The sequence below is a fragment of the Streptomyces sp. NPDC015127 genome (assembly GCF_043080095.1).
Lineage (GTDB): Bacteria > Actinomycetota > Actinomycetes > Streptomycetales > Streptomycetaceae > Streptomyces.
On record NZ_JBIBVE010000005.1, the window covers coordinates 148,281 to 168,598 of the forward strand.

Below are 20,318 nucleotides of genomic sequence, written 5' to 3' on the forward strand. Positions count from 1 at the left end.
TCGATGCGGTGGTGGCGGACGCGGGTATGAGTGTCGGTATCACGTCGGACTCCTCGTCCGGGGCCGTTTGCGTGAGGGCACGGGTCGCCCCGGCTCCGACGTTTCGCCGGAGTGCAGGGCACCACAGGCTCCGCGCCAGATCCTTTGGGCCTCTTCGGGCCCGGCACGGCGTTCGCGCAGGTGGCGCGTGCAGGCGGTGTGTGGCGAGATCAGGTGTCTGACAGCCCGGCTTCTATGACAGTTCCGGGCGGGGTGAGGGGAGGACGCGGGAGGCTGGGCACTGTCATGAGCGCTCGTCCTGGAGGCCGATCTCCGCCCAGATCGACTTCCCTCCAGCCCGGTGACGTGTACCCCAACGCTCGGCGAATTGAGCGACGAGCAGCAGGCCGCGCCCGCCTTCGTCGAACATGCGCGCTCGCCGCATGTGCGGGGCGGTGCTGCTGCCATCGGAGACCTCGCAGATGAGCACGGCGGCGCGGATCAGGCGTAGCTGAACGGGAGGGGTGCCGTACCGGATCGCGTTGGTGACCAGTTCACTCACCACCAACTCGGCGGTGAAGACCACCCCGTTCAGTCCCCAGTCCGCGAGGCGACGGGAGACCTTGTCACGGGCGTCGGCCACGGCGGCCGGGTCGGACGGCAGATCCCAGGTAGCCACCTGGCCCGCGTCGAGGGCCCGGGTGCGGGCGATGAGCAGCGCGACATCGTCCGACGGCTGTGCGGGGAGCAGACTCCGGACCAAGTCGTCGCAGGTGGCCTCCAGCGAGCGAGCGGGCCGCCCCAGGCGTCGGCGCAGCAGCGCCATGCCTCTGCCAAGGTCGTGTTCCGGGACCTCGACGAGGCCGTCCGTGTACAGCACGAGGCGGCTGCCTCGGGGCACTTCCCATTCGATCGCCTCGAAAGGCAGCCCGCCCACTCCCAGCGGCGGCCCGGCGGGAAGATCGATGAACTCCGCCTTGCCGTCCGGCGTGACCACGGCGGGCGGGGGGTGGCCCGCGCCGGCCGCGGTGCACCGGCGCGAGACCGGGTCGTAGACCAGATACAGACATGTGGCGATGAGATCGGTGACGATCTCGAGCTGGGGATCCGATGCCGTGTCCTCCTCCGCCCTGAGGTGGGTTACCAGGTCGTCGAGGTGGACGAGGAGTTCCTCGGGGGGCAGGTCGACATCCGCCAGCGTGCGTACCGCGGTCCGCAGCCGCCCCATGGTCGCGGAGGCGCGCAGACCGTGGCCCACCACGTCTCCGACGACCAGGGCGACCCGTGCGCCCGACAGCGGGATCACATCGAACCAGTCGCCGCCCAGTCCTGCCCGGGAACGGGCCGGGATGTAGCGGTAGGCCACCTCCGCGGCCTCCTGGGCGGCGAGCCGCTGCGGCAGCAGGCTTCGTTGCAGGGCCAGGGCAGTGGTCCGCTCGCGTGTGAAGCGCCGGGCGTTGTCCACGGCCACGGCAGCGCGTGCGGCGATCTCCTCGGCGAGGAGCAGATCGTCCTCGTCGAAGGCGTCCCGGCGGCGGTGGCGGACGAGTACGGCCACGCCGAGCGTGATGCCGCGGGCGCGCAGCGGGATGACCATGATCGAGTGCATCCCGAAGTCGCGGACCTTCCTCGCGCGCTCGGGGTCGGCGACCTGCCAGCTCTCGACGGCTTCGTCCAGGGTGCGGTGCAGCGAGGCCCGCCCCGTGGCCAGGCAACGGGCGGGGGGTGAGGACTCCGGGTAATAGTCCACCTCGCCCGGCTGGATCACCGCCTCGGGGATGCCGGGGAGGACGGACCCTTGCGCAGCGCGGCGCAGCGCGACGGAGCCCGTGGCAGATGGCCTGGGCTCGACGCCGCGGAACAGCGAGTCCAACAGGTCGACACTGATGAAGTCTGCGAGCCGGCCCACCGCCACATCGGCCATCTCCTGGGCGGTGCGCGTCACGTCGAGGGTGCTACCCACCTGGGTGCTGACGTCGTTCAGCAGGACGAGCCGCTCCCGGGCCCGGTGCTGTTCGGTGACGTCGAGCGCGATGAGCTGCACGTGTCGCACCTGTCCTGCCGGGTTCCTCAGGGGGGACGCGGTGACGGCCCAGAACCTTTCGCGGGCTCCGTGCCGTGGCCGGCCGTGCACCTGGAACTCCTCCGGCTCTCCCGTCTCGAACACCCGGCGCATACCCTCTTCCACCGTGCTGCAGATGTGGGGAGGCAGGATGTCCGTGACACGCCGACCGCGCATCTGCTCCTCGGTGAGTCCCAGTTCGAGGGCCGCGCCGGCGCTCCCTCGCAGTGCTCGCAAGTCGGTGTCGTAGATCATCAAAGGCAGATGGCACTGCGCGAAGGCTTCCTCCGTCGTCGCCTCGCCCTTGCATGAGCGTGGCTCCTGATACGGACGTGACTGCTGTGTCGGTGTGGCCATGATGAGCCACTGTGCGTTGCCTTCGCGGTCGAGTGACGCATACGCCTGCAGCTCGGCTTCCATGTGGTGGCCGTCCCGGCGCCGCAGCAGAGTCGTCCTGCTGCGCCCCTCAAGAACTGCGGAAAAGACACCCATGGCGTCGGCGTCCGAGCCGAGGAGACGCGCCGCGGGACGCCCTACAACGTCCTCGTACCGGTACCCGAGCAGCCGCTGGGCACTGGCACTCCACCCGGTCACGTTCCCCCGCGCGTCGACGACTGCCGTGGCCGAGGTGACCTGATCCGGAAAGTGATCGTGGCCGTTTCCGAGGGAGCCGGCATTCTCCATGTCCATTCATCGCCCATCCTGCCCCGGGACTCTCGGGTCCTGGGGAGACTCAGCAAAGACCGCAGGGGCGCGACGTCGTATCCGTCGCGTCGGCTCCTTTCTCACTTGTATCGCTCCTCGCGCGCGCACGCAGGTCGACGGGCGGCACGGAAGGGGACGTCGACCGAGACTGCCGCATACCCGTCGGACGAGGGCACCTGGCTCCGGGGGCCACGCATCGAAATGTGAAGCACCAGCCCAACGCGCCGTCTGAGCATCACAACAGTGGTCATCGGGGCGCACCAGAACGACACTGCCCCGTCGACCACTGCTCCCGCGTCCCGCGCACGACGGCGCGGTGACACTGGCGGCTGCGCTCGGCGCGTCGCTCGGCGGCGGCAGCGTCTTGGCCGTCCCCGCCCTGATCTACCTGCTCGGCTTCACCCCCGCAGCGGCCACCACCGCCAGCCTCGTCATCGTGACCTCCCTGACCGCCCTGTACGCCACGCCCGCGCCGGGAACGTGTGGTGGAGGACCGGAGCGGCGTTCGCCGCCGCCGGACGCCTGCCCCAGGCCGTCCTTACCCTCGCCTTCGCAGGTGTCGCCGCCGTCGCCGCGCTCAGGATGCTCTGGCCCGCCGCCCCGGCCGGCGCCCGAAGCGGCGCGGTGCGGCCGGGCAGGGCGGCCGGGCCGGGGCTGGACTGGGCGCGCTGACCGGACTCCTGGGGCGTGGGCCGGCTTCCTCACCGTGCCCGCCCTGGTCACCGTCCTGGTCTTCGAGACGCGGGCCGCCGTCGGCACCAGCCTGCTGGTCATCACGGTCAACTCCCTGGCCTCGCTCGCCACCCGCTCGGGCGCCGCAGTCTCCCTCGACTGGGCGGTGGTCGGTCCCTTCATCGCCGCCGTCCTGGGCGCCTGGGACGGCAAGCGCCTCGCCGCGAAGGTCTCCGGACCCCGCCTGCAGCGCGTCTTCGCCGTGGCGTGAGGCTGTGTTCACGCCGGAGGCGCCGCTCAGGCCAGCGACAGGAACAGCTTCTCCAGCCGGGCGCGCATCCGGCCCCGGTCGCCGTCCACTTGTCCCTCCTCGGCCATGCAGTGCTGCAACCCCGTCGCGATGATCGCGAAACCGGCCCGGTCCAGCGCCCGGGAGACCGCCGCGAGCTGCGTGATCACGTCCTCGCAGTCCCGCCTCTCCTCAATCATCCGGATGATCCCCGCGATCTGGCCCTGCGCCCGGCGCAGCCGGTTGAGCACGGTCCTCAGCTCGTCGGCCGCCATGTCCAGTTCCACACATCCTCCTTCATTAATACCCCTGGGGGTATTTTAATCCGTTCGGTACTCCCCCGGACGAAAAGACGAAAAGCAACCTCACGCACATGAGCACCCCCGTCGTCATCGATCCCGCCCAGGCCGCCGAGCGCTTGAAAACCTACGCCGCGAGCGCGCCATGACCGCCGCCGGTCTCATGGAACGGACCGGTCACGCTGATGTCACCGTCCTCAGCGGCGGGCCGATCGACTACGTGGGCACCCGCGGACAGCGGCCCACCCGAGATACGGAGGACATCCGCTCGTGAAAGCCACGCCCATCGCGACCGGGCGGCCCGTCCGGCTGGGCCTGCGGGAGAACTGGCTGCAGTTCACCCTGCCGGTCATCGTCAGCATCTGCTTCGGCGGCCTGGTCGGCCTGGAACGCACCACCGTCCCGCTCATCGGCTCCGAGACCTTCGGCCTGACCAGCGACCTGGCCGTCTTCTCCTTCATCATCGCCTTCGGCCTCACCAAGGCACTCACCAACCTCGCCGCAGGTGCCCTTACGACCCGCTTCCGCCGCAAGCAACTGCTGGTGGCCGCTGGCTGCTCGGTATCCCCGTCCCTTTCGCCCTCGCTTGGGCGCCCTCATGGGGAACCGACGAAATGCGCTGGCCGGGGGCGATGCACCTGACATGCCAGACCGCTTCCCGCGAACAACAAGCATTTCCCATCTGCGAGGTCAGATGCGGTGAGCACTTCCAGTCACAGATGCCGCCTCATGGCATCGATGCACAGGGCACGGGCCTCATCTGACCGAACGCGGGGGTAGGCGGCCCCCAAGTTCATCCCGCCGTCCGACGTGATCGGCGACTGCTGCCACGCCTCGCTCATCTGGACACCGGCTTCTGCGCGTGCTGTCGCGACTAGGGTGGCGTACGGTCCAGCCACCGAGGACGCCTCAATCTGCAGCCACGCCTGATGGAACGCCATGCGGGCCAAAATGGAGCTGACTTCATCGGTCAGCTCGCGTCTGGCCTCAGCAGAGTTCATGCGCCGCCGTATGCGGTACGGCATCTCCAAGTACTCCTCGACTGCCGTCAAGGCCTCCGCGAACGTCTTGGAGCGGCGCTCTCTTCGTACCGCGCGCTGGTTCAGGCTGTAGGTGACATACACGCCGAGCAGCGCCACGAAAGGCACGGTCAGGGCAGTGGTCTGCGCCCACGTCCAACCACCCGTCTGCGCTGCGGTCGAGACGATCTCCACGCGCCACTCCCCGGCAAGCCGTGCGGAGCATCCTCCACCAGCCACCGGCCACCTTGGTCGCCTCCGGTGAGGCGCCAGTAGTGCTCAAGGAACAGGTGCGTGCGGACTATCTCGATCAGCTCGAGGAGACCCTTTTCACTCGTCCACCGGTGCTCCACCGGATCGTACGGGTGCCAGAGGCAAAGGGCATCGTCCTCGACGTAACGGTGCTTCGACGCGGCACCAGGTTTGGCGTGCACGCGCGGGAAGTCCTCAGGCCGCTGGCCGTACGTGGCGTAAGGCGGCCGCTCGAAGAAGCGAATGGTCACCGTGCTCGGCGCCGCCTCGCCGATGACGTCGAGCCCGGTCAGCCGGTAGGTGAGGTAGCTCCTCTTGTAGGAGTGCTGAAGCGCTTCGCCGAATCGCAGCCGCGCATCCCTCTCGAACGGCGCCCACCAAGCCGGCTGAACCCCGTACCAAGGCCCCACGATCATGCCGCCCACGCGCGAGTCGGCGTGACCCGGGGAGTGATCAGACCAAGGCCAGTGGCCGCCACGCCGGTCGTCATGACAGTGCGGGGAAGACGTGCCGCTTCCTCTTCGGTGGCGTCGGCATCAGGGACGATCTCCGGCAGTACCTGGTGCAGTACGTGCTGAGCGCTGCGCGGGCGGCCTTCGGCCTCATGGTTGATGGCCAGGTCGATGTAGTCCCGGGCCGTGCACAGACGCTTGCACACCTCCTTGACCGGCAGGCCGAGCGGAATGTCTCCCGCCACGCCGGCAGGATCCGGCGTGGGGCCTGCTGCAAGCTCTTTCGCGGCATAGGTGAAGAAGGTCTGCAGGGCATCGATCAGAGGCATCGGGGTCTCGATGCAGTCCAGCGCCAAGGCCTTGATGTTCCATGAGCAGAGCGGCTTGCTGTGTGTGCAGTTCCAGTGCTTGAGGAGTCGTACGGTCCTGGCGAACACCTGGTCGGTGTCCGCGATGGCCTTGAGGACCATCTGCGTGTGTGTAATGGGATCGGCTCGGTCCCACTTGGCGGCGATCTCCATGTTGGGGATGTACAGCCCTTTCCCTGAGGGGTGAGGGATGGCTGTCATGACGTCGGCGGTGAAGTCCAACTGCCCCTGGGTGACCGGGTCACCGAAGCGGACGAGCACGGCGCGCCGCTGCCCCGCCACTTTGACGGTGAGCTTGGGAAACTCGTCCTCCAGGCCCTCACGAATCGCGTCTCGCGCGCGCTCCATGAGAGGCAGCGCATCTCGCTTGCCGGGTCCGTAATCTTCCGCGTCGGCACTGCTGAGAACCGCCCCGAGGTCGACGTCGGTCAGCGGAGTGTTGGCGTCGCCGTGGGCAACGCTTCCGTTGAAGTAGATGGTCGAGTCGGGGAAGGCCCCTCGCATGGCGGAGGCCAGCAGGGCCCGTCGTCGTTTGGCCTCGGCAAGCTCGTCGTCTGTCACCTGGATCTTGCGGCGCCCCTCTTCCAGAAGCGTCGCGAGTGACTTCCCGTTCATCAGGGCTTCCCTTCTGTCACTGCTTGCCCTCGTGATGCCCGCCGCAGATGTTTGGGAAACCAACTCTTCTTATTCCAGTTTCACAAACGTAGTTTGCGAGGGTGGAACCCTCCTGGTCAGTGAGCGAGGATTTGAACTGATGGACGATTTCTACGAGCGGTTCGGCGACAGAGTGCGGCGAGCCCGTACAGCCCTGGGGCTGAATCAGCAAGCTCTCGGAAACGCTGTCGGGCTGAACCGCACATCAATCAGCAACATTGAGCAGGGGCGCCAGCGAGTGGCGCTGCACATGCTCTTCGTGTTCGCGGACGCCCTGAAGGTGGAGCCAGAGATGTTGCTCCCAGCCTCAGCGGGGCAGACCGACGTTCTCGATGAGTTGCCCGAAGACGCCCGAACGTGGGCACAGAATGTGCTCGCCAACGTCGAGGAGGCCGACCGTGGCTAGGCGCCCTGAGGCACTGGCCTCACAACTGCTCGCCGAAAGCGGGGTCTCCGCTCCCCCGGTGGACGTGGAGCGGCTCGCCGCAATCCACGGCGCCCTTGTCTCAAGGAGCCCGTTCAAGGACGGGGAGGTCTCCGGCATGCTCCTGCGCCGAGAGGGGCAGCCTCCGGTGATTGGCGTCAACGACACTCATCCCGAGCGCCGTCAGCGCTTCACCATCGCTCACGAGCTCGGCCACTTGCTGCTGCATCCAGGACGCGAGGTCGTCCTGGACCGTCCCGTTCGGATCAACCTGAGGGACAGGGCGTCCAGCATGGCAACCGATCAGGAAGAGATCGAAGCCAACGCATTCGCAGCGAGCCTCCTGATGCCGACCGAGATGCTCCGGAGCGAGCTACTGAACCTCGGTCCGGCGATCCGCCAAGACCCGGACCGATGCACCGTCCAACTCGCCGACGTGTTCCGAGTCAGCACGGCGGCAATGGGGTTCCGACTGATCAACCTCGGACTGGTGAGCTGACACGCCGCCACCTCAACTACACCAGCGACACCTCCCCGTCCGGCAGCCAGCCCTCCCAGTAGCCGTCAACGAGGTCGAGCAACTGCGGCGGCTCCACGGGGGTCGCCGCAGACCGAAGGCCCGAGACCGTCCACCATCGGGCATCGGCTCCGAGCATCTGGCCCGGCCGTCGCTGCCAGCGGCCGGCCGCTGGCAGTGCGAGCACGACGTACCCAGGCTTCTCGGCATCATCGATCGCGAACATCCTGCCGATGACCGGAGCGATCCGCACCGCCGGCAGCCCCAACCGGCGACGCAGAAACCGCACCGCGGTACGCCGGCACGTCATCCCAGACCTCATGGGCACCTTCGGCACGGACCAATAGACCCCTGTGCCCCCGTAGCGTCTCACCAGGAGCAGACGGTGAGCCAGCGGATCCAAGATGACCAGCAGTGCATACGCGGAGCCGGTACGCGGAGGGGTGGCCATGCAGCCACCCTGCAGCCATGCTATTCGAAGCGCACCTCGTGGAGGTCATTTGGGTGGCGACGCGCGGGACACACGAGGGTTGCCCTGCTCACTCACATTGGTGGTCCGCCCCAAGACCGGCGGTTGAGCGACGCCGATGTCGCCCAGGATGTGGCACATGGGACCAAGCGCCTCGCAAACCCGCCCCCCAACCGTGCCGGCTCCGCAGACGAACGGCGCCATCAACCAACCGCTCGGCGACGAGTCACTGTCCAGCTGGATCGACGCCATGGCCCGGCACCGCGGGATCGAGACCTCGGCTCTTGTCCGCGGCCTGCGCCTCAACCAACACGGCACACTGCCCCTGCTGCAGACACGGCTCGCAGAACCCGCAGCCCGTCGGCTCCACCGACTGACAGGGATCGACGAAGCCGTTCTCCACTCCATGACCCTCGCGCGCTATGCCGGTACCGCTCTGCCTCATCTCCCATCCGCCCCCTGGGCGGATGCTGCAGCCCATCAGCAGTGGAGCTCGTCGGCATGGCTCTCCGACCACGAAGCACGCTGGTGCCCGAAGTGCCTGCGATCGAATGACATGCGCTGGCCCTTGCGCTGGCTACTGCCATGGACGTTCGCATGTGTCGACCACCGGGTATACCTGGCCACGGAGTGCGTTCGATGCCTCTCGCCTGTGCACTTCGGCCAACACTCCACGCTCCGCAGGCACTGTTCGGCGAAAGTGAACGGGCAGGATCCGTACGCGTACGGAGAAGTCTGCGAGTTCCCCATCACGCGGCACCGGCCGTTGCCCGTCACCGATGATTCCGTCCTGGACCTCCAGCAGAGGATCAACGTATGGCTCGATGGCTGCCCCACGTCTGACGACAGGAAACTGGCCTCTCTCACGGCAGTCATGGTCATGCTCGTAACCCCGGCCATGATGCGTCGTCGTGGCGAGGACCCGGCCCTCCTCGTCGCCCTTCGTTCGCGCCGGGAGCGGGGCATGCTTCAGGAACATGACCTCTGGAAGGACCCGCTGAGGGTCGCCGCCGCCGCATCGGTCGCGGCCCGGCTGCTACGCCACGACGCGTCACCGCAGGACGTCGCCAGCACCATCGAGGACCTGAGGACCGTCGACCACCGCGAAGCTCCATGGCGGCTGGACGTCATGGACTGGGCCTACGGACCGGCCCTGCGTCCGAACCTCTACGTCGACGAGCTGATGCGACGAGGAGTGATCACGGTAGGAGCGTACCGACGTCACTGATTGCCAGGGCTCGGAGGAATGGCCGGCCAGCCCGGCTTTGCGGACACGACTTCAAAGGCCCGGCCCGCCCTGGGGCAGACCGGGCGTCACATGCCAAGCAGAGCCCGCTTGCTGCAGAGCAATCGCGCCGACCACGGGCCTGGGACGGTCAGTCGCCGGAGCCGGCCTTCCAGACCGAGACGACCGACGGCCGCGGAATGCTGCCCGGTCCGTCGGGCCACTGGGATCCGGGCTTCTCGGCGGTCGCGCCGTCGAGCTCGCCCGGGTGCTGGGCGGCGATGAGGATGCGGTCCTCGGTGATGATCGGGCCGCACGTCTCGGCACCCTTGGGAACGGTCAGGAACTGCTTCACGTGGCCGCGGTGCGGGCCCTTGACCGGGACGACGAACAGGCCGTCGTTCGCTCCGAGGGCAGCGCCGTCGGTGGCGAGCCAGAGGTTGCCGTGCTCGTCGAAGGCGATGTTGTCGGGGCAGGAGATCTGGCTGACCTGGTTCTTGTCGAAGCCGGCGAAGTAGGTGGAGGGGTCCTTGGGGTCGCCGCATACCAGCATCAGGCGCCATCCGAAGGACTTGGCGGCGGCATCGCCGCGGTGTTCGTCGAGTTCGAGGATGTGGCCGTGCTTGTTGCCGGTACGGGGGTTGGCCTCGTCGGGACTGGCCTTGCCGGCCGCTCCGCGGTCCTTGTTGTTCGTGAGGGCGACGTAGAGGCGGCCGGTATGCGGGTGGGGCTCGACGTCTTCGGGGCGGTCCATCTTGGTGGCGCCGGCCTTGTCGGCGGCCAGGCGGGTGAAGACGTAGACCTCGTCGGCGGTCATGCCGTCGATGTGGGAGGTGTTGCCGGTGGCGAGCGGGATCCAGGTGCCGGTGCCGCCGAAGTCGCCGTCCTCGGGGAGGGTGCCGGTGCCGTCGATTTCGGAGGCGGGGCTGTCGCCGGTGAACTTGGCGACGTAGAGGGTTCCTTCGTCGAGCAAGCGGAGGTTGTGCTCCCGAGCGGCTCGGCTGTTGCCCTTCATGAACCGGTTCGTGGAGACGAACTTGTAGAGGTAGTCGAAGCGCTCGTCGTCGCCCATGTAGAGGGCGACGTGTCCGTCGCGCGTCAGGCGGGGCTCTGCTGCCTCGTGCTTGAACCGGCCGAGGGCCGTGCGCTTGCGCGGGGTGGAGGTGGGGTCGTACGGGTCGATCTCGACAATCCAGCCGTGCCGGTTGGCCTCATTGGGCTGCTTGGCGAGGTCGAAGCGGTCGTCGAAGCGTTCCCACTTGCGCTGGCTGGCGCCGGTCGGCAGGCCGTAGCGGGCCAGGCGCTGCTTGGTGATCGGGTCGGTTACGGTGCCGGCGTTGGCGAAGTACTGGTTGAAGTTCTCCTCGCCGGACAGGACGGTGCCCCAGGGGGTGATGCCGCCGCCGCAGTTGTTGAGCGTGCCCAGGACGGTGCGTCCGGTCGGGTCGGCGCTGGTCTTGAGCAGGTCGCTGCCGGCCGCGGGGCCGGTGAACTCGAAGGGGGTGGTGGCGGTGATGCGGCGGTTGAGGGCGTCGCCGGTGACCGGCCACAGCCGGCCGGAGCGGCGGTCGGGGCGGACCGTGAGCACGGTGAGGCCGTGGGCGGCCCAGGCGATCTCGACCTGCTCGCGCGTCGGGTTCGCGGGGTCGTAGCCGAAGAACATGATCTCTTCGTTGGTGTACTCGTGGTTGACCACGAGCACCTGGTCCCCGCGCCGGGGGAGGTCGAGCAGCGCCATGTAGTCGCAGTTGTAACCGAACTGGCGGGACTGAGCCTGCACGCTCTGGCGGCGGGCGTCGAAGCGCGGGGCTCCGTGCAGGACCGGGTCGCCCCAGCGGATGACGACCTGCTGCGCATAGCCGGCGGGAACGGTGACGGCGTCCGCGGTGTTCGGCGGTATCGCCTCGAAACGCAGCCCGCGCGGGAGGTGGTCGTTGTTCATGTGCGTTCCGACGGAGTTGTCGGCGGTGGCGGCGGCCGGAGCAAGCGTTGCTGTGCCGGCCACTGCGGCCAGGGCGAGGACGGTGCCGCCCTTGAGCACACCCCTCCGGGAAAGCTGCTGGACGATGTCGCCGAAGTAGGCGTTGAGCGACCGGTTGGGAGCGTCGTGGGAGCATGCGTCGCCGCACCGGTAGCGGCACGTGAGCGCGGACCGCGCCGTATTGTGACTGGGCAGCACAGGCAGGTCTGAGCGGTCCGTGCGGCCGCCAGGCTGATCGAGCACAGTTCCTCCACGCTGTAGGGACGAAGACCAGCCACACATAGGCGACTGTCGATCTATGACGCTATGCGCACTCCGCCCGCCTGCAGGCGGCTGGAGGGTGAACTACGACAGAACTCTGCCGCCGAGTCCGAGCGGCGCGTGCCTGACGTCACCCCCGAAGAGATAGAGAGACTTGGGGCTTTCGGCCCGTCTCACCCTCAGGGCGATGCCTGCATGCGCCCCGGTTGATGGCGATCTACCGGGCACCATGGAACATGATCTATCTATATAGATAACCGGCTATCGTTCATTCTTGAGGGGCCCCGCGTACACCTCTCGTTCATATAGGCCAGCTTCGATCCAAGTGTCCGAACGGAGCGCGCTGCGCACCTGATCCAGACAGCCGGGGGACGTCCCGGCAGACACGAGGGTCGAGAGTCGTGAACATTTCCACTTCGTTGCGCCGGGCCAAGGCTCCTTTGGCTCTGACGGCTGCTGTGATGCTGGCCGCGAGTGCGTGCGGCGGTGCCGATGCGGGCTCCGGTGGTGAAGGCGGCGACAAGCTGTCCGGGACCGTGAAGGCTGACGGTTCGAGCACGGTGGCTCCGCTCTCCACGGTGGCGGCCCAGCTCTTTCAGGGGGCGAACCCGGGCGTGAAGGTGACGGTCGGCACGTCCGGCACCGGCGGTGGTTTCGAGAAGTTCTGCGCCGGTGAGACCGACATCTCCAACGCCTCCCGTCCGATCAAGGACGAGGAGAAGGCCGCCTGCGACAAGGGGGGCGTGAAGTTCGAGGAGTTCACGGTCGCCAACGACGGTCTGTCCGTCGTGGTGAGCAAGGACAACGACTTCGTCGAGTGCCTCACCGTGGAGCAGTTGAAGAAGATCTGGGAGCCCGGCTCCAAGGTGACCAACTGGAACCAGGTCGACCCGAAGTTCCCGAACCAGAAGATGGAGCTGTTCGGCGCGGGCACCGACTCGGGCACCTTCGACTACTTCACCGACGCGATCAACGGTGAGGAAGGCGCTTCGCGCACCGACTACAACCCGAGCGAGGACGACAACGTCACCGTGACCGGCGTGTCCGGCTCCAAGGGCGGCCTCGGCTACTTCGGTCTCTCCTACTTCGAGGAGAACAAGGACAAGCTGAAGGCCGTCCAGATCGACGGCGGCGACGGCTGTGTGGCGCCCAGCGTCCAGACGGTCCAGGACGGCACGTACAAGCCGCTCGGCCGTCCGCTGTTCATCTACCCGAAGGCGTCCTCCCTGGACAAGCCGGAGGTCGAGGCGTTCGTCGAGTACTACGTCGAGAACAGCGCCGAGATCGCCAAGAAGGCGCAGTTCGTTCCGCTGAACGCCGAGCAGCAGGCCGAGCTGAAGAAGGACCTCGAGACCCTCAAGGCGCAGCACAAGTCATGAGTTCCACCCTCTCCGGACGGCAGGCCGCTTCAGGGAGCCCCGGCTTCCTGAAGCGGTCTCAGCCGCGCTATGGCGAGAAGGCCATCAAGGTCCTCCTGGTGGCCGCCTCGCTGGTCTCGGTGCTGACCACGATCGGCATCGTCGTCGCCCTGATCCCCCCGGCCGGCGAGTTCTTCGGCAAGGTCGGGTTCGGTGAGTTCATCACCGCCACCAACTGGGCACCGCTGTTCAAGCCGCCGTCCTTCGGCGTCCTGCCGCTCGTCGGCGGCACCCTGATGGTCACCCTGATAGCCCTGCTGGTGGCCGTCCCGCTGGGTCTCGGCGCAGCCGTCTACCTGAGCGAGTACGCCAACCGGCGCGTGCGCAAAGTCTTCAAGCCGCTGCTCGAGGTGCTCGCGGGCATCCCCACCGTCGTCTACGGCTTCTTCGCGCTCAAGGCCATCACCCCGCTGCTTCAGGGAATCTGGCCCGCGGGCGACGGTCCGCAGATCTTCAACGCGCTCGCCGCGGGCTTCGTCATGGGAATCATGATCATCCCGACGATCGCCTCGCTGGCCGAGGACTCCATGAGCGCGGTGCCGCGCGCGCTGCGCGACGGGGCGTTCGCCCTCGGCTCCTCGCGCATGCAGGTCTCGACACGCGTCGTGTTCCCCGCTGCCCTTTCCGGCATCGTCGCCGCCGTCGTGCTGGGCATCTCCCGCGCCCTGGGCGAGACGATGATCGTCGCCATCGCGGCCGGCGGACAGCCGAACCTGTCCTTCAACCCCCTTGAAGGCATGCAGACGATGACCGCGTTCATCGCCGCGGCCGGCATCGGCGACCTCCCCACCGGCTCGACCGGATACCAGACGATCTTCGCCGTGGGCGCGCTGCTGTTCGTGATGACCCTGGTGATGAACCTGCTCAGCATCCGTCTGGTGCGCAAGTACCGCGAGGTGTACGAATGAGTTCCAAAGTCATCGACCGCGATGCCCCCGTACAGAGCATCCCGGACCTGCCTCGCCTCAAGGGGAAGGGCACCCCGCTGCGGGAGCGGTTCTTCCACCTGAGCCTGTGGGCCTCGCTCGCCGTCGCCGTCGTCTTCCTCGTCTCCCTGCTCGCCTACGTGCTCGCCGAGGGCTGGTCGCGGCTGGACCCGCGGCTGTGGATGAACTTCCCCGACTACATCGACCCGACGCAGGGCGGCGCGCAGTCGGCGATCATGGGCACGGTCTGGGTCATCGGCTTCACCGCGCTCTACTGCCTGCCGACCGGCATCCTCACGGCCATCTACCTGGAGGAGTACGCCGACCCCGACCGGTGGTGGAACCGGGCGATCGAGATCAACATCCAGAACCTCGCCGCCGTTCCGTCCATCGTCTACGGCATCCTCGGCCTCGGCATCATCTCCCGCGGCCTGGGCTTCGGGCAGACCGTTCTGACGGCGTCGCTGACGCTGTCGCTGCTGGTGCTGCCCGTGGTGATCATCTCCTCCCGTGAGGCGATCCGCGCCGTGCCGCAGTCGATCCGTCAGGCGTCCCTCGCGCTGGGCGCCACCCAGTGGCAGACCATCTGGCGCCAGGTGCTGCCGGCCGCCGTGCCCGGCATGGCCACCGGCTCGATCCTGGCTCTCTCCCGCGCCATCGGTGAGGCGGCACCACTGCTGCTGCTCGGCGGTCTGACGTTCATCACGTTCAACCCCACCGGCGTGCAGAGCCAGTTCACCGTCCTGCCCATCCAGATCTTCAACTGGATCAGTCAGTCCCGAGCCGAGTTCGTCTCCCTCGCCTCCGCCGCGATCGTCATTCTCCTGGCCATCCTGCTCGCGATGAACTCCCTGGCGATCTGGCTGCGCAACCGCTACTCCCGCACCTGGTGACCGCCATGACCTCCGCGACCGAACACCTCGAACCGTCCGCCGACTCTCCGAATCCGCAGGAGACCGCCATGACCCCTCCCTCCGACGCCGCCGGCGGAACCAGGACCCCGCAAGTCGCCTTCCGTAGCGCCCCGTCCCTGGTCAGCCCTGTCTTCGAAGTCGGCGGCCTGTCCGTCTTCTACGGCGACCACGAGGCCGTCCGCGACGTCAACATGACCATCGGGCACCGCCAGATCACCGCGATGATCGGCCCCTCGGGATGTGGCAAGTCGACCGTTCTGCGCTGCTTCAACCGCATGAACGACCTGGTCCCGACGGCCCGTGTGGAGGGCAAGGTCCACTACCACAACGAGGACCTGTACGGGCGCGACGTCGATCCCATCGAGGTCCGCCGCAGGATCGGCATGGTCTTCCAGAAGCCCAACCCCTTCCCGAAGTCGATCTACGACAACATCGCCTACGGGCCCCGCGTCGGCGGCTTCAAGGGCAACCTCGACGACCTCGTCGAGGAGACGCTGACCCACGCCGCGCTGTGGGACGAGGTCAAGGACAAGCTGAAGACCTCCGCCCTGGCCCTGTCCGGTGGCCAGCAGCAGCGGCTGTGCATCGCCCGCACCATCGCGGTCAAGCCCGAGGTCATCCTGATGGACGAGCCCTGCTCGGCCCTGGACCCGATCGCCACCGCGAAGATCGAGGACCTCATGGAGCACCTCGCCCAGGAGTTCACGATCATCGTCGTCACCCACAACATGCAGCAGGCCGCTCGCGTGTCCGACCGAACCGCCTTCTTCACCGCGGACGTCGACGACCAAGGCGTGCGGCACGGCCGTCTCGTCGAGTACGACGAGACCGAGCGCATCTTCGGCAACCCCTCCGACCAGCGCACCGAGGACTACATCTCGGGCCGCTTCGGCTGACATGCCTCCGTCCACGTCCGTCCCTTTGCGCGCACCACGTGAAGGAGTCACCCGGGTGAACCCCGACGCACAGCGATCACCGCGCACCACCCCCGTCTCGGATGTGGACAGCGCAGAAGAGAGCAAGCAGCCGGCGCTCCTGCTGGCCGAACCCGACGAGAAGCTGGCAGCCAGGGCCATGGCACGCTTCGCGGCTGCCGGCGTCACCGTGATCACCTGTCACGACGGAGCCGAGGCCCTGCTGCACGTCGGGGCCCAGCACCCCTCCGCCGTTCTGCTCGGCGCGCCGCTGCCCGTGGTCGGAGCCGCCGAGGTCACCCGGCTCATCGGACGCCTCAGCCCCGTGCCCGTCATCGTCGGCACCGGTCCGGACGGGGCGGAGGAAGCCACCGCAGCTCTCGCCGCAGGCGCGGTGGCCTCCGTGGCCCGGCCCTACCGCGTCGAGGAGGTGCTCCCGCTCCTCAACAGCCTGACCCGGGGCGACGATTCACAGGACACCCTGGTCGTCGGTGACATCGAGCTTGATCCCGCAGGGTTTCACGTCTACGTCCAAGGACGCTCGCTCCAGTTGCCGGTGCGTGAATTCATGCTCCTGCGCTACCTCATGGAGAACGCCAACCGTCTGGTGTCCAGGAGCGAGCTCACCCGCGCCCTGTGGGGAACCGAGTCGCTCGACAGCAACACGCTCACGGTGCACGTGCGCCGCGTGCGCAATCGCCTGAGGGAAGGCCCGGGCAGCTGCTGCACCATCGACGCGATCCGCGGGATGGGGTACCGCCTGGAGTGCGGCTCCTCGTGCCCCGCGGTGGCACACGCGGAGCCGTCGAGCCCGACGCCCACGGCGTAAGACAGGGGCGGGGCGTGGCTGAGGGGCCGGAGGAGGACTCGTACATCGACCTGCCGGCGTGGGCCACGCGATATCCGCGGTGGGGCGCCGTCCATGGGCGGCACCACATACCCACGGTCGGCACGCTCTTCCACCGCAAGCGCTGGTACTCGGCGAAAGTCCGCGTCCGATTCCAGTCCGCCGGTCAGACGTGCTGGCAGACGTTCACCACCGACTCACGGACTCTGATGGAGATCATCACCGCCCGGACCCTGGCAGAGGCGCGCACGCTGATCTCCCTCTGCCTCACCGACGCGGACTCGTAACGGGTGCGCGTCCCTCAGACGCCGGCCGGCGGGCTGCATGGCGGTGCCCCGCCGGCCGGTCCATTCCCCTGCGGTCCGGGACGCCTGCTCACGGCGTCGTGCGACCCTCAGCCCCCGCCGCGAGCCGGCGCACGGCCTCGTCGATCACAGTTCCGAGGTACCGCGAGGCTTACGTCGCAGACAGCGACTCAGTCGGTCGATTCTTCAGTCGGCACCAGTTCAGCCACCAGTCGCTGCACACGCGCCTCGAGCGTGTCCCGCACGGAGCGCGCGCTTTCGATGTCCAGGCCGCTCAGGTCCGGGAGGTCCCAGTCCAGGTAGCGGCGGCCCGCCCGCACCGGGCAGGCGTCGCCGCAGCCGAGGGTCACCACGACATCCGCGGCGTCAACGGCTTCCGACGTCAGCGGCTTGGGGAACTCCTCGCCGATGTCGAGGCCCTGCTCCGCGAGCAGCCGGAGCACGACGGGTGAGATGTCGGTGACCGGCCCGGACCCTGCCGTCATGGCGACGACCGCTCCGTGGGCGTGGCGGCGCAGCAGCGCACCGGCCAGCTGGGACCGTCCCGCGTTCTCGGTGCAGACGAACAGGACGGCGGGGACGGACTTGGCGGTGATGCCCCGGGCACGCGCCAGAGCGCGCAGTCGGTGGTCCGCGAACCGTTCGATGAGGACGGGCAGGTGCCGGTTCGTACGGGAGCCGCTGTTCAGCAGGGCGGCGCACTCGTTCACGTACTGCGCGACGGTGGCCTGGGAGAAGGCTCGGCTGTGGCGAGCCGCGAGCCGGGCGGCGATGCGTGCGAGCACAGCGCCGGTGTCGCGCAGCGGCGGTGTGGCAGGACCAAGCGATGGATGCTCGTTCATGGCGTACCTTCCCGCAGGCCGAACCCATCATAGGTGTCCATCTATGTTTCGGGATACACGCGCGAGCGAAAGTGAACGGTCGGTGAATTCGGGGTGGTGGGGCCGCTCGGAGCCGGGGGCGGCATCGCTCCGCGCTTAAGGTGAATAGATGGCTATCACTGCATACGAGGCGACGGAGACGGTCCCGGAGGAGGAAGCGGGCACCTGCGGCTCACACCTGTCCTGCCTGCTGATCGACCGCGAAGAAGCCGAGCGCATGGCCGCCACACTCAAGGCCATAGCCGACCCCACCCGGCTGCAAATCCTGCGGCTGATTGAGCGCGCCCCCGCCGGCGAAGCGTGCGTGTGCGACCTGACCGACTGCCTCGGGCTGCGCCAGCCCACGGTCAGCCACCACCTGAAGATCATGACCGATGCGGGCCTGCTCAGCCGTGAGCGGCGAGGGACCTGGGCCTGGTTCTCGGTGAATCACGAGGGTCTCCGGCGGATCCGGGACATCCTCGAGCCCGTGACTGTCTGACCCGGCCGACGCCGTATGCCGAGACGCCATGCGTTCTCGGCGGACCTGCCTCCGCGTGGCCCGGCGCCACTGCCTGGCAGATGAAACCGGCTCCCCGCGCGCTGCCGGTGAACCGCAGCGGCATGGGAGCCGATGATCGCTCGTGGAGGGTCGTTGCCCCGCGGCGCTGTTCAGTTGGTGAGGAATTCCTCGAGCTCGCGCTCCAGGGCCGCCTTGGGCTTGGCGCCGACGATGGTCTGGACGACCTTGCCGCCGACGTAGACGTTCATCGTGGGAATGGACATCACGCCGTAGTTCGCCGCGGTGGCCGGGTTCTCGTCGATGTTCAGTTTGACGATCTCGATCTTCTCGCCGTGTTCGGCAGCGATGGCTTCCAGCGAGGGAGCCAGCTGGCGGCAGGGCCCGCACCATGCTGCCCAGAAGTCGACGAGAACGGGCTTGTCGCTGGTGAGGACGTCCGACTCGAACGAGTCGTCGGTCACGTTCTTGAGGGCCATCGCGGCCTCCTTCCGAGATGCTCAGGCGCTGACGGCGACCGGGGTCTTCTCCGGTTCCGCGTTCTCCTCGTGCGCGAGGGCGGCGAGGTAACGCTCCGCGTCCAGGGCGGCGGCGCAGCCGGACCCGGCGGCGGTGATGGCCTGGCGGTAGGTGTGGTCGACGACATCGCCCGCGCCGAAGACGCCGGGGATGTTCGTGCGGGTCGAGGGGGACTGAACCTTCAGGTAGCCCTCGTCGTCCAGGTCGAGCTGGCCCCGGAAGATCTCGGTGCGCGGGTCGTGGCCGATGGCGATGAACAGGCCGGTGGCGTCGATGTCCCGGGTCTTACCGGTGAGCGTGTCGCGCAGGACGAGGCCGGAGAGCATGCCGCCCTCCTCCTTGATCTCCGCGATCTCGCTGTCGAACGCGAAGGAGATCTTTTCGTCGGCGAACGCCCGGTTCTGCATGACCTGCGAGGCCCGCAGGGTGGAGCGCCGGTGCACGACGGTCACGGAGCGGGCGAAGCGGGTGAGGAAGGTGGCTTCCTCCATCGCGGTGTCGCCGCCGCCGACCACGACGATGTCGCGGTCGCGGAAGAAGAATCCGTCGCACGTGGCGCACCAGGACACGCCCCGCCCGGACAGCTCCTCCTCGTTCGGCAGCCCGAGCTTGCGGTAGCCGGAACCGGTGGCCACGATCACGGCCCTGGCCCGGTGGACGGTGCCGGCCGAGTCGGTGACCTCCTTGATGTCACCGGTGAGGTCGACGGAGACGATGTCGTCCTCCACGATCTCGGCGCCGAACCGCTCGGCCTGCGCCCGCATGTTCTCCATGAGAACCGGGCCGTCGATGCCCTCGGGGAAGCCGGGGAAGTTCTCGACCTCAGTGGTGGTCGTGAGCGAGCCGCCTACGAAGATCGCGCCACCGAAGACCAGGGGTTCGAGCTGGGCGCGAGCCGCGTAGAGCGCGGCGGTGTAGCCGGCAGGTCCGGAGCCTATGACGATGACGTTCCGGATCTCGCTCATGCGGTCTTCTCCGGGGCGATCTCCTCGATCAGGCCCTCGACGAGCTTCTTGATCTCGTCGCGGATCGGGCGGACGGCCTCCACGCCCTGGCCGGCCGGGTCCTCCAGCTGCCAGTCCAGGTAGCGCTTGCCGGGGAAGACGGGGCAGGTGTCGCCGCAGCCCATCGTGATGCAGACGTCCGACTCCTTGACCGCGTCGACGGTGAGGATCTTCGGCGTCTCGGCGGAGATGTCGATGCCGACCTCGCGCATGGCCTCGACCGCGGCCGGGTTGACCTGGTCAGCCGGGGCGGAGCCGGCGGAGCGGACCTCGACACGGTCCCCGGCCAGGTGGGTCAGCCACGCGGCGGCCATCTGGGAGCGGCCGGCGTTGTGGACACAGACGAACAGGACGGAGGGCTTCTCGGACATCAGAGGGTCTCTCTTGTCTCACGACGACATCAGGCACGAATGACTTCAGTACCCGGTGGTGTCATCCACCACTGATGTGAGAGTATCAGTAC

The 20,318-nt window shown here is 68.0% G+C and carries 22 protein-coding genes and 2 pseudogenes; 13 read left to right on the plus strand and 11 right to left on the minus strand.

Annotation, left to right across the window (positions count from 1 at the left end; translation table 11 throughout):
* Nucleotides 1–283: 283 nt before the first annotated feature.
* Nucleotides 284–2,731: a SpoIIE family protein phosphatase gene (locus ACF08N_RS11825; RefSeq protein ID WP_392324446.1), complete on the minus strand. Its 2,448-nt coding sequence runs from the start codon at nucleotides 2,729–2,731 to the stop codon at nucleotides 284–286.
* A gap of 301 nt (nucleotides 2,732–3,032) precedes the next feature.
* Between ACF08N_RS11825 and ACF08N_RS11830 the strand changes: the two are divergent.
* Nucleotides 3,033–3,689 (plus strand): annotated as a pseudogene (locus ACF08N_RS11830) (TSUP family transporter).
* A 26-nt stretch (nucleotides 3,690–3,715) separates the two neighbouring features.
* Here the strand turns inward: ACF08N_RS11830 and ACF08N_RS11835 are convergent.
* Nucleotides 3,716–3,994: a metal-sensitive transcriptional regulator gene (locus ACF08N_RS11835; protein WP_392324447.1), complete on the minus strand. Its 279-nt coding sequence runs from the start codon at nucleotides 3,992–3,994 to the stop codon at nucleotides 3,716–3,718.
* A gap of 282 nt (nucleotides 3,995–4,276) precedes the next feature.
* Between ACF08N_RS11835 and ACF08N_RS11840 the strand changes: the two genes are divergently transcribed.
* A complete protein-coding gene (locus tag ACF08N_RS11840; protein ID WP_392324448.1) occupies nucleotides 4,277–4,648 on the plus strand; it encodes a hypothetical protein in 372 nt (123 codons plus the stop codon).
* Nucleotides 4,649–4,719: 71 nt separating this feature from the next.
* On the opposite strand, the gene ACF08N_RS11845 is transcribed toward ACF08N_RS11840, so the two are convergent.
* The 3 genes from ACF08N_RS11845 to ACF08N_RS11855 are packed head-to-tail and all read right to left on the minus strand — an operon-like array spanning nucleotide 4,720 to nucleotide 6,712.
* Nucleotides 4,720–5,145 (minus strand): hypothetical protein, encoded by a 426-nt coding sequence (locus ACF08N_RS11845; RefSeq protein WP_392324449.1) that lies wholly within the window; start codon nucleotides 5,143–5,145, stop codon nucleotides 4,720–4,722.
* A gap of 11 nt (nucleotides 5,146–5,156) precedes the next feature.
* Complete coding sequence (locus ACF08N_RS11850) at nucleotides 5,157–5,702, minus strand: hypothetical protein (protein ID WP_392324450.1); 546 nt, start codon at nucleotides 5,700–5,702, stop codon at nucleotides 5,157–5,159.
* The gene (locus tag ACF08N_RS11855) at nucleotides 5,690–6,712 is read right to left on the minus strand and encodes a hypothetical protein (protein WP_392324451.1); all 1,023 of its coding nucleotides are present in this window, start codon (nucleotides 6,710–6,712) and stop codon (nucleotides 5,690–5,692) included. The genes ACF08N_RS11850 and ACF08N_RS11855 overlap by 13 nt, the downstream gene beginning before the upstream one ends.
* A gap of 139 nt (nucleotides 6,713–6,851) precedes the next feature.
* On the opposite strand from ACF08N_RS11855, the gene ACF08N_RS11860 reads away from it, so the two are divergent.
* On the plus strand, nucleotides 6,852–7,157 hold the full coding sequence (locus ACF08N_RS11860; RefSeq protein ID WP_392324452.1) for a helix-turn-helix domain-containing protein: 306 nt from the start codon (nucleotides 6,852–6,854) through the stop codon (nucleotides 7,155–7,157).
* A 58-nt stretch (nucleotides 7,158–7,215) separates the two neighbouring features.
* On the plus strand, nucleotides 7,216–7,674 hold the full coding sequence (locus ACF08N_RS11865; RefSeq protein WP_392324453.1) for an ImmA/IrrE family metallo-endopeptidase: 459 nt from the start codon (nucleotides 7,216–7,218) through the stop codon (nucleotides 7,672–7,674).
* Between the two features lie 16 nt (nucleotides 7,675–7,690).
* On the opposite strand, the gene ACF08N_RS11870 is transcribed toward ACF08N_RS11865, so the two are convergent.
* Nucleotides 7,691–7,918, minus strand: a complete 228-nt coding sequence (locus ACF08N_RS11870; RefSeq protein ID WP_392324454.1) for a hypothetical protein — start codon at nucleotides 7,916–7,918, stop codon at nucleotides 7,691–7,693.
* A gap of 382 nt (nucleotides 7,919–8,300) precedes the next feature.
* On the opposite strand from ACF08N_RS11870, the pseudogene ACF08N_RS11875 reads away from it, so the two are divergent.
* Both ACF08N_RS11875 and ACF08N_RS11880 read left to right on the plus strand, forming a co-directional pair.
* A pseudogene (locus tag ACF08N_RS11875) lies at nucleotides 8,301–8,771 on the plus strand (TniQ family protein); the annotation flags it as partial.
* A gap of 354 nt (nucleotides 8,772–9,125) precedes the next feature.
* A complete protein-coding gene (locus ACF08N_RS11880) occupies nucleotides 9,126–9,389 on the plus strand; it encodes a hypothetical protein (protein ID WP_392324699.1) in 264 nt (87 codons plus the stop codon).
* A 148-nt stretch (nucleotides 9,390–9,537) separates the two neighbouring features.
* Here the strand turns inward: ACF08N_RS11880 and ACF08N_RS11885 are convergent, their stop codons facing one another.
* Nucleotides 9,538–11,610: a PhoX family protein gene (locus tag ACF08N_RS11885; protein ID WP_392324455.1), complete on the minus strand. Its 2,073-nt coding sequence runs from the start codon at nucleotides 11,608–11,610 to the stop codon at nucleotides 9,538–9,540.
* A 419-nt stretch (nucleotides 11,611–12,029) separates the two neighbouring features.
* On the opposite strand from ACF08N_RS11885, the gene ACF08N_RS11890 reads away from it, so the two are divergent.
* From ACF08N_RS11890 to ACF08N_RS11915, 6 genes are all read left to right on the plus strand, one after another.
* The gene (locus ACF08N_RS11890) at nucleotides 12,030–13,007 is read left to right on the plus strand and encodes a PstS family phosphate ABC transporter substrate-binding protein (RefSeq protein WP_392324456.1); all 978 of its coding nucleotides are present in this window, start codon (nucleotides 12,030–12,032) and stop codon (nucleotides 13,005–13,007) included.
* On the plus strand, nucleotides 13,004–13,954 hold the full coding sequence (gene pstC, locus ACF08N_RS11895; protein ID WP_392324457.1) for a phosphate ABC transporter permease subunit PstC: 951 nt from the start codon (nucleotides 13,004–13,006) through the stop codon (nucleotides 13,952–13,954). The genes ACF08N_RS11890 and pstC overlap by 4 nt, the downstream gene beginning before the upstream one ends.
* Nucleotides 13,951–14,865, plus strand: coding sequence for a phosphate ABC transporter permease PstA (gene pstA, locus ACF08N_RS11900; protein WP_392324458.1), 915 nt, complete (start codon nucleotides 13,951–13,953; stop codon nucleotides 14,863–14,865). Before pstC ends, pstA begins: the two co-directional genes overlap by 4 nt.
* Nucleotides 14,866–14,933: 68 nt before the next feature.
* The gene (gene pstB, locus ACF08N_RS11905) at nucleotides 14,934–15,782 is read left to right on the plus strand and encodes a phosphate ABC transporter ATP-binding protein PstB (RefSeq protein ID WP_392324459.1); all 849 of its coding nucleotides are present in this window, start codon (nucleotides 14,934–14,936) and stop codon (nucleotides 15,780–15,782) included.
* 55 nt (nucleotides 15,783–15,837) lie between these two features.
* Nucleotides 15,838–16,629, plus strand: a complete 792-nt coding sequence (locus ACF08N_RS11910) for a response regulator transcription factor (RefSeq protein ID WP_392324460.1) — start codon at nucleotides 15,838–15,840, stop codon at nucleotides 16,627–16,629.
* A gap of 14 nt (nucleotides 16,630–16,643) precedes the next feature.
* Entirely contained in the window at nucleotides 16,644–16,934 is a 291-nt protein-coding gene (locus ACF08N_RS11915) for a hypothetical protein (protein ID WP_392324461.1), read from the plus strand.
* Between the two features lie 188 nt (nucleotides 16,935–17,122).
* On the opposite strand, the gene ACF08N_RS11920 is transcribed toward ACF08N_RS11915, so the two are convergent.
* Nucleotides 17,123–17,794 carry a three-helix bundle dimerization domain-containing protein gene (locus ACF08N_RS11920; protein WP_392324462.1) on the minus strand — a complete coding sequence of 224 codons (672 nt, stop codon included), beginning with the start codon at nucleotides 17,792–17,794 and terminating at the stop codon, nucleotides 17,123–17,125.
* Nucleotides 17,795–17,942: 148 nt separating this feature from the next.
* Here ACF08N_RS11920 and ACF08N_RS11925 point away from each other — a divergent pair, with 148 nt between their 5' ends.
* Nucleotides 17,943–18,314, plus strand: coding sequence for an ArsR/SmtB family transcription factor (locus ACF08N_RS11925; RefSeq protein WP_392324463.1), 372 nt, complete (start codon nucleotides 17,943–17,945; stop codon nucleotides 18,312–18,314).
* Nucleotides 18,315–18,484: 170 nt separating this feature from the next.
* On the opposite strand, the gene trxA is transcribed toward ACF08N_RS11925, so the two are convergent.
* The 3 genes from trxA to ACF08N_RS11940 are packed head-to-tail and all read right to left on the minus strand — an operon-like array spanning nucleotide 18,485 to nucleotide 20,226.
* The gene (gene trxA, locus ACF08N_RS11930; protein WP_392324464.1) at nucleotides 18,485–18,811 is read right to left on the minus strand and encodes a thioredoxin; all 327 of its coding nucleotides are present in this window, start codon (nucleotides 18,809–18,811) and stop codon (nucleotides 18,485–18,487) included.
* Between the two features lie 21 nt (nucleotides 18,812–18,832).
* Entirely contained in the window at nucleotides 18,833–19,816 is a 984-nt protein-coding gene (gene trxB, locus ACF08N_RS11935) for a thioredoxin-disulfide reductase (RefSeq protein WP_392324465.1), read from the minus strand.
* Complete coding sequence (locus ACF08N_RS11940) at nucleotides 19,813–20,226, minus strand: arsenate reductase ArsC (RefSeq protein ID WP_392324466.1); 414 nt, start codon at nucleotides 20,224–20,226, stop codon at nucleotides 19,813–19,815. Before ACF08N_RS11940 ends, trxB begins: the two co-directional genes overlap by 4 nt.
* Between the last annotated feature and the right edge of the window lie 92 nt (nucleotides 20,227–20,318).

Bases quoted from the DNA above. Each gene is read 5' to 3' on its own strand.
- ACF08N_RS11825 (WP_392324446.1), bottom strand. From the start codon at position 2,731: ATGGACATGGAGAATGCCGGCTCCCTCGGAAACGGCCACGATCACTTT.
- ACF08N_RS11855 (WP_392324451.1), bottom strand. From the start codon at position 6,712: ATGAACGGGAAGTCACTCGCGACGCTTCTGGAAGAGGGGCGCCGCAAG.
- ACF08N_RS11860 (WP_392324452.1), top strand. From the start codon at position 6,852: ATGGACGATTTCTACGAGCGGTTCGGCGACAGAGTGCGGCGAGCCCGT.
- ACF08N_RS11870 (WP_392324454.1), bottom strand. From the start codon at position 7,918: ATGTTCGCGATCGATGATGCCGAGAAGCCTGGGTACGTCGTGCTCGCA.
- ACF08N_RS11880 (WP_392324699.1), top strand. From the start codon at position 9,126: ATGCTTCAGGAACATGACCTCTGGAAGGACCCGCTGAGGGTCGCCGCC.
- pstC (WP_392324457.1), top strand. From the start codon at position 13,004: ATGAGTTCCACCCTCTCCGGACGGCAGGCCGCTTCAGGGAGCCCCGGC.
- pstA (WP_392324458.1), top strand. From the start codon at position 13,951: ATGAGTTCCAAAGTCATCGACCGCGATGCCCCCGTACAGAGCATCCCG.
- pstB (WP_392324459.1), top strand. From the start codon at position 14,934: ATGACCCCTCCCTCCGACGCCGCCGGCGGAACCAGGACCCCGCAAGTC.
- ACF08N_RS11920 (WP_392324462.1), bottom strand. From the start codon at position 17,794: ATGAACGAGCATCCATCGCTTGGTCCTGCCACACCGCCGCTGCGCGAC.
- ACF08N_RS11925 (WP_392324463.1), top strand. From the start codon at position 17,943: ATGGCTATCACTGCATACGAGGCGACGGAGACGGTCCCGGAGGAGGAA.
- trxA (WP_392324464.1), bottom strand. From the start codon at position 18,811: ATGGCCCTCAAGAACGTGACCGACGACTCGTTCGAGTCGGACGTCCTC.
- trxB (WP_392324465.1), bottom strand. From the start codon at position 19,816: ATGAGCGAGATCCGGAACGTCATCGTCATAGGCTCCGGACCTGCCGGC.
- ACF08N_RS11940 (WP_392324466.1), bottom strand. From the start codon at position 20,226: ATGTCCGAGAAGCCCTCCGTCCTGTTCGTCTGTGTCCACAACGCCGGC.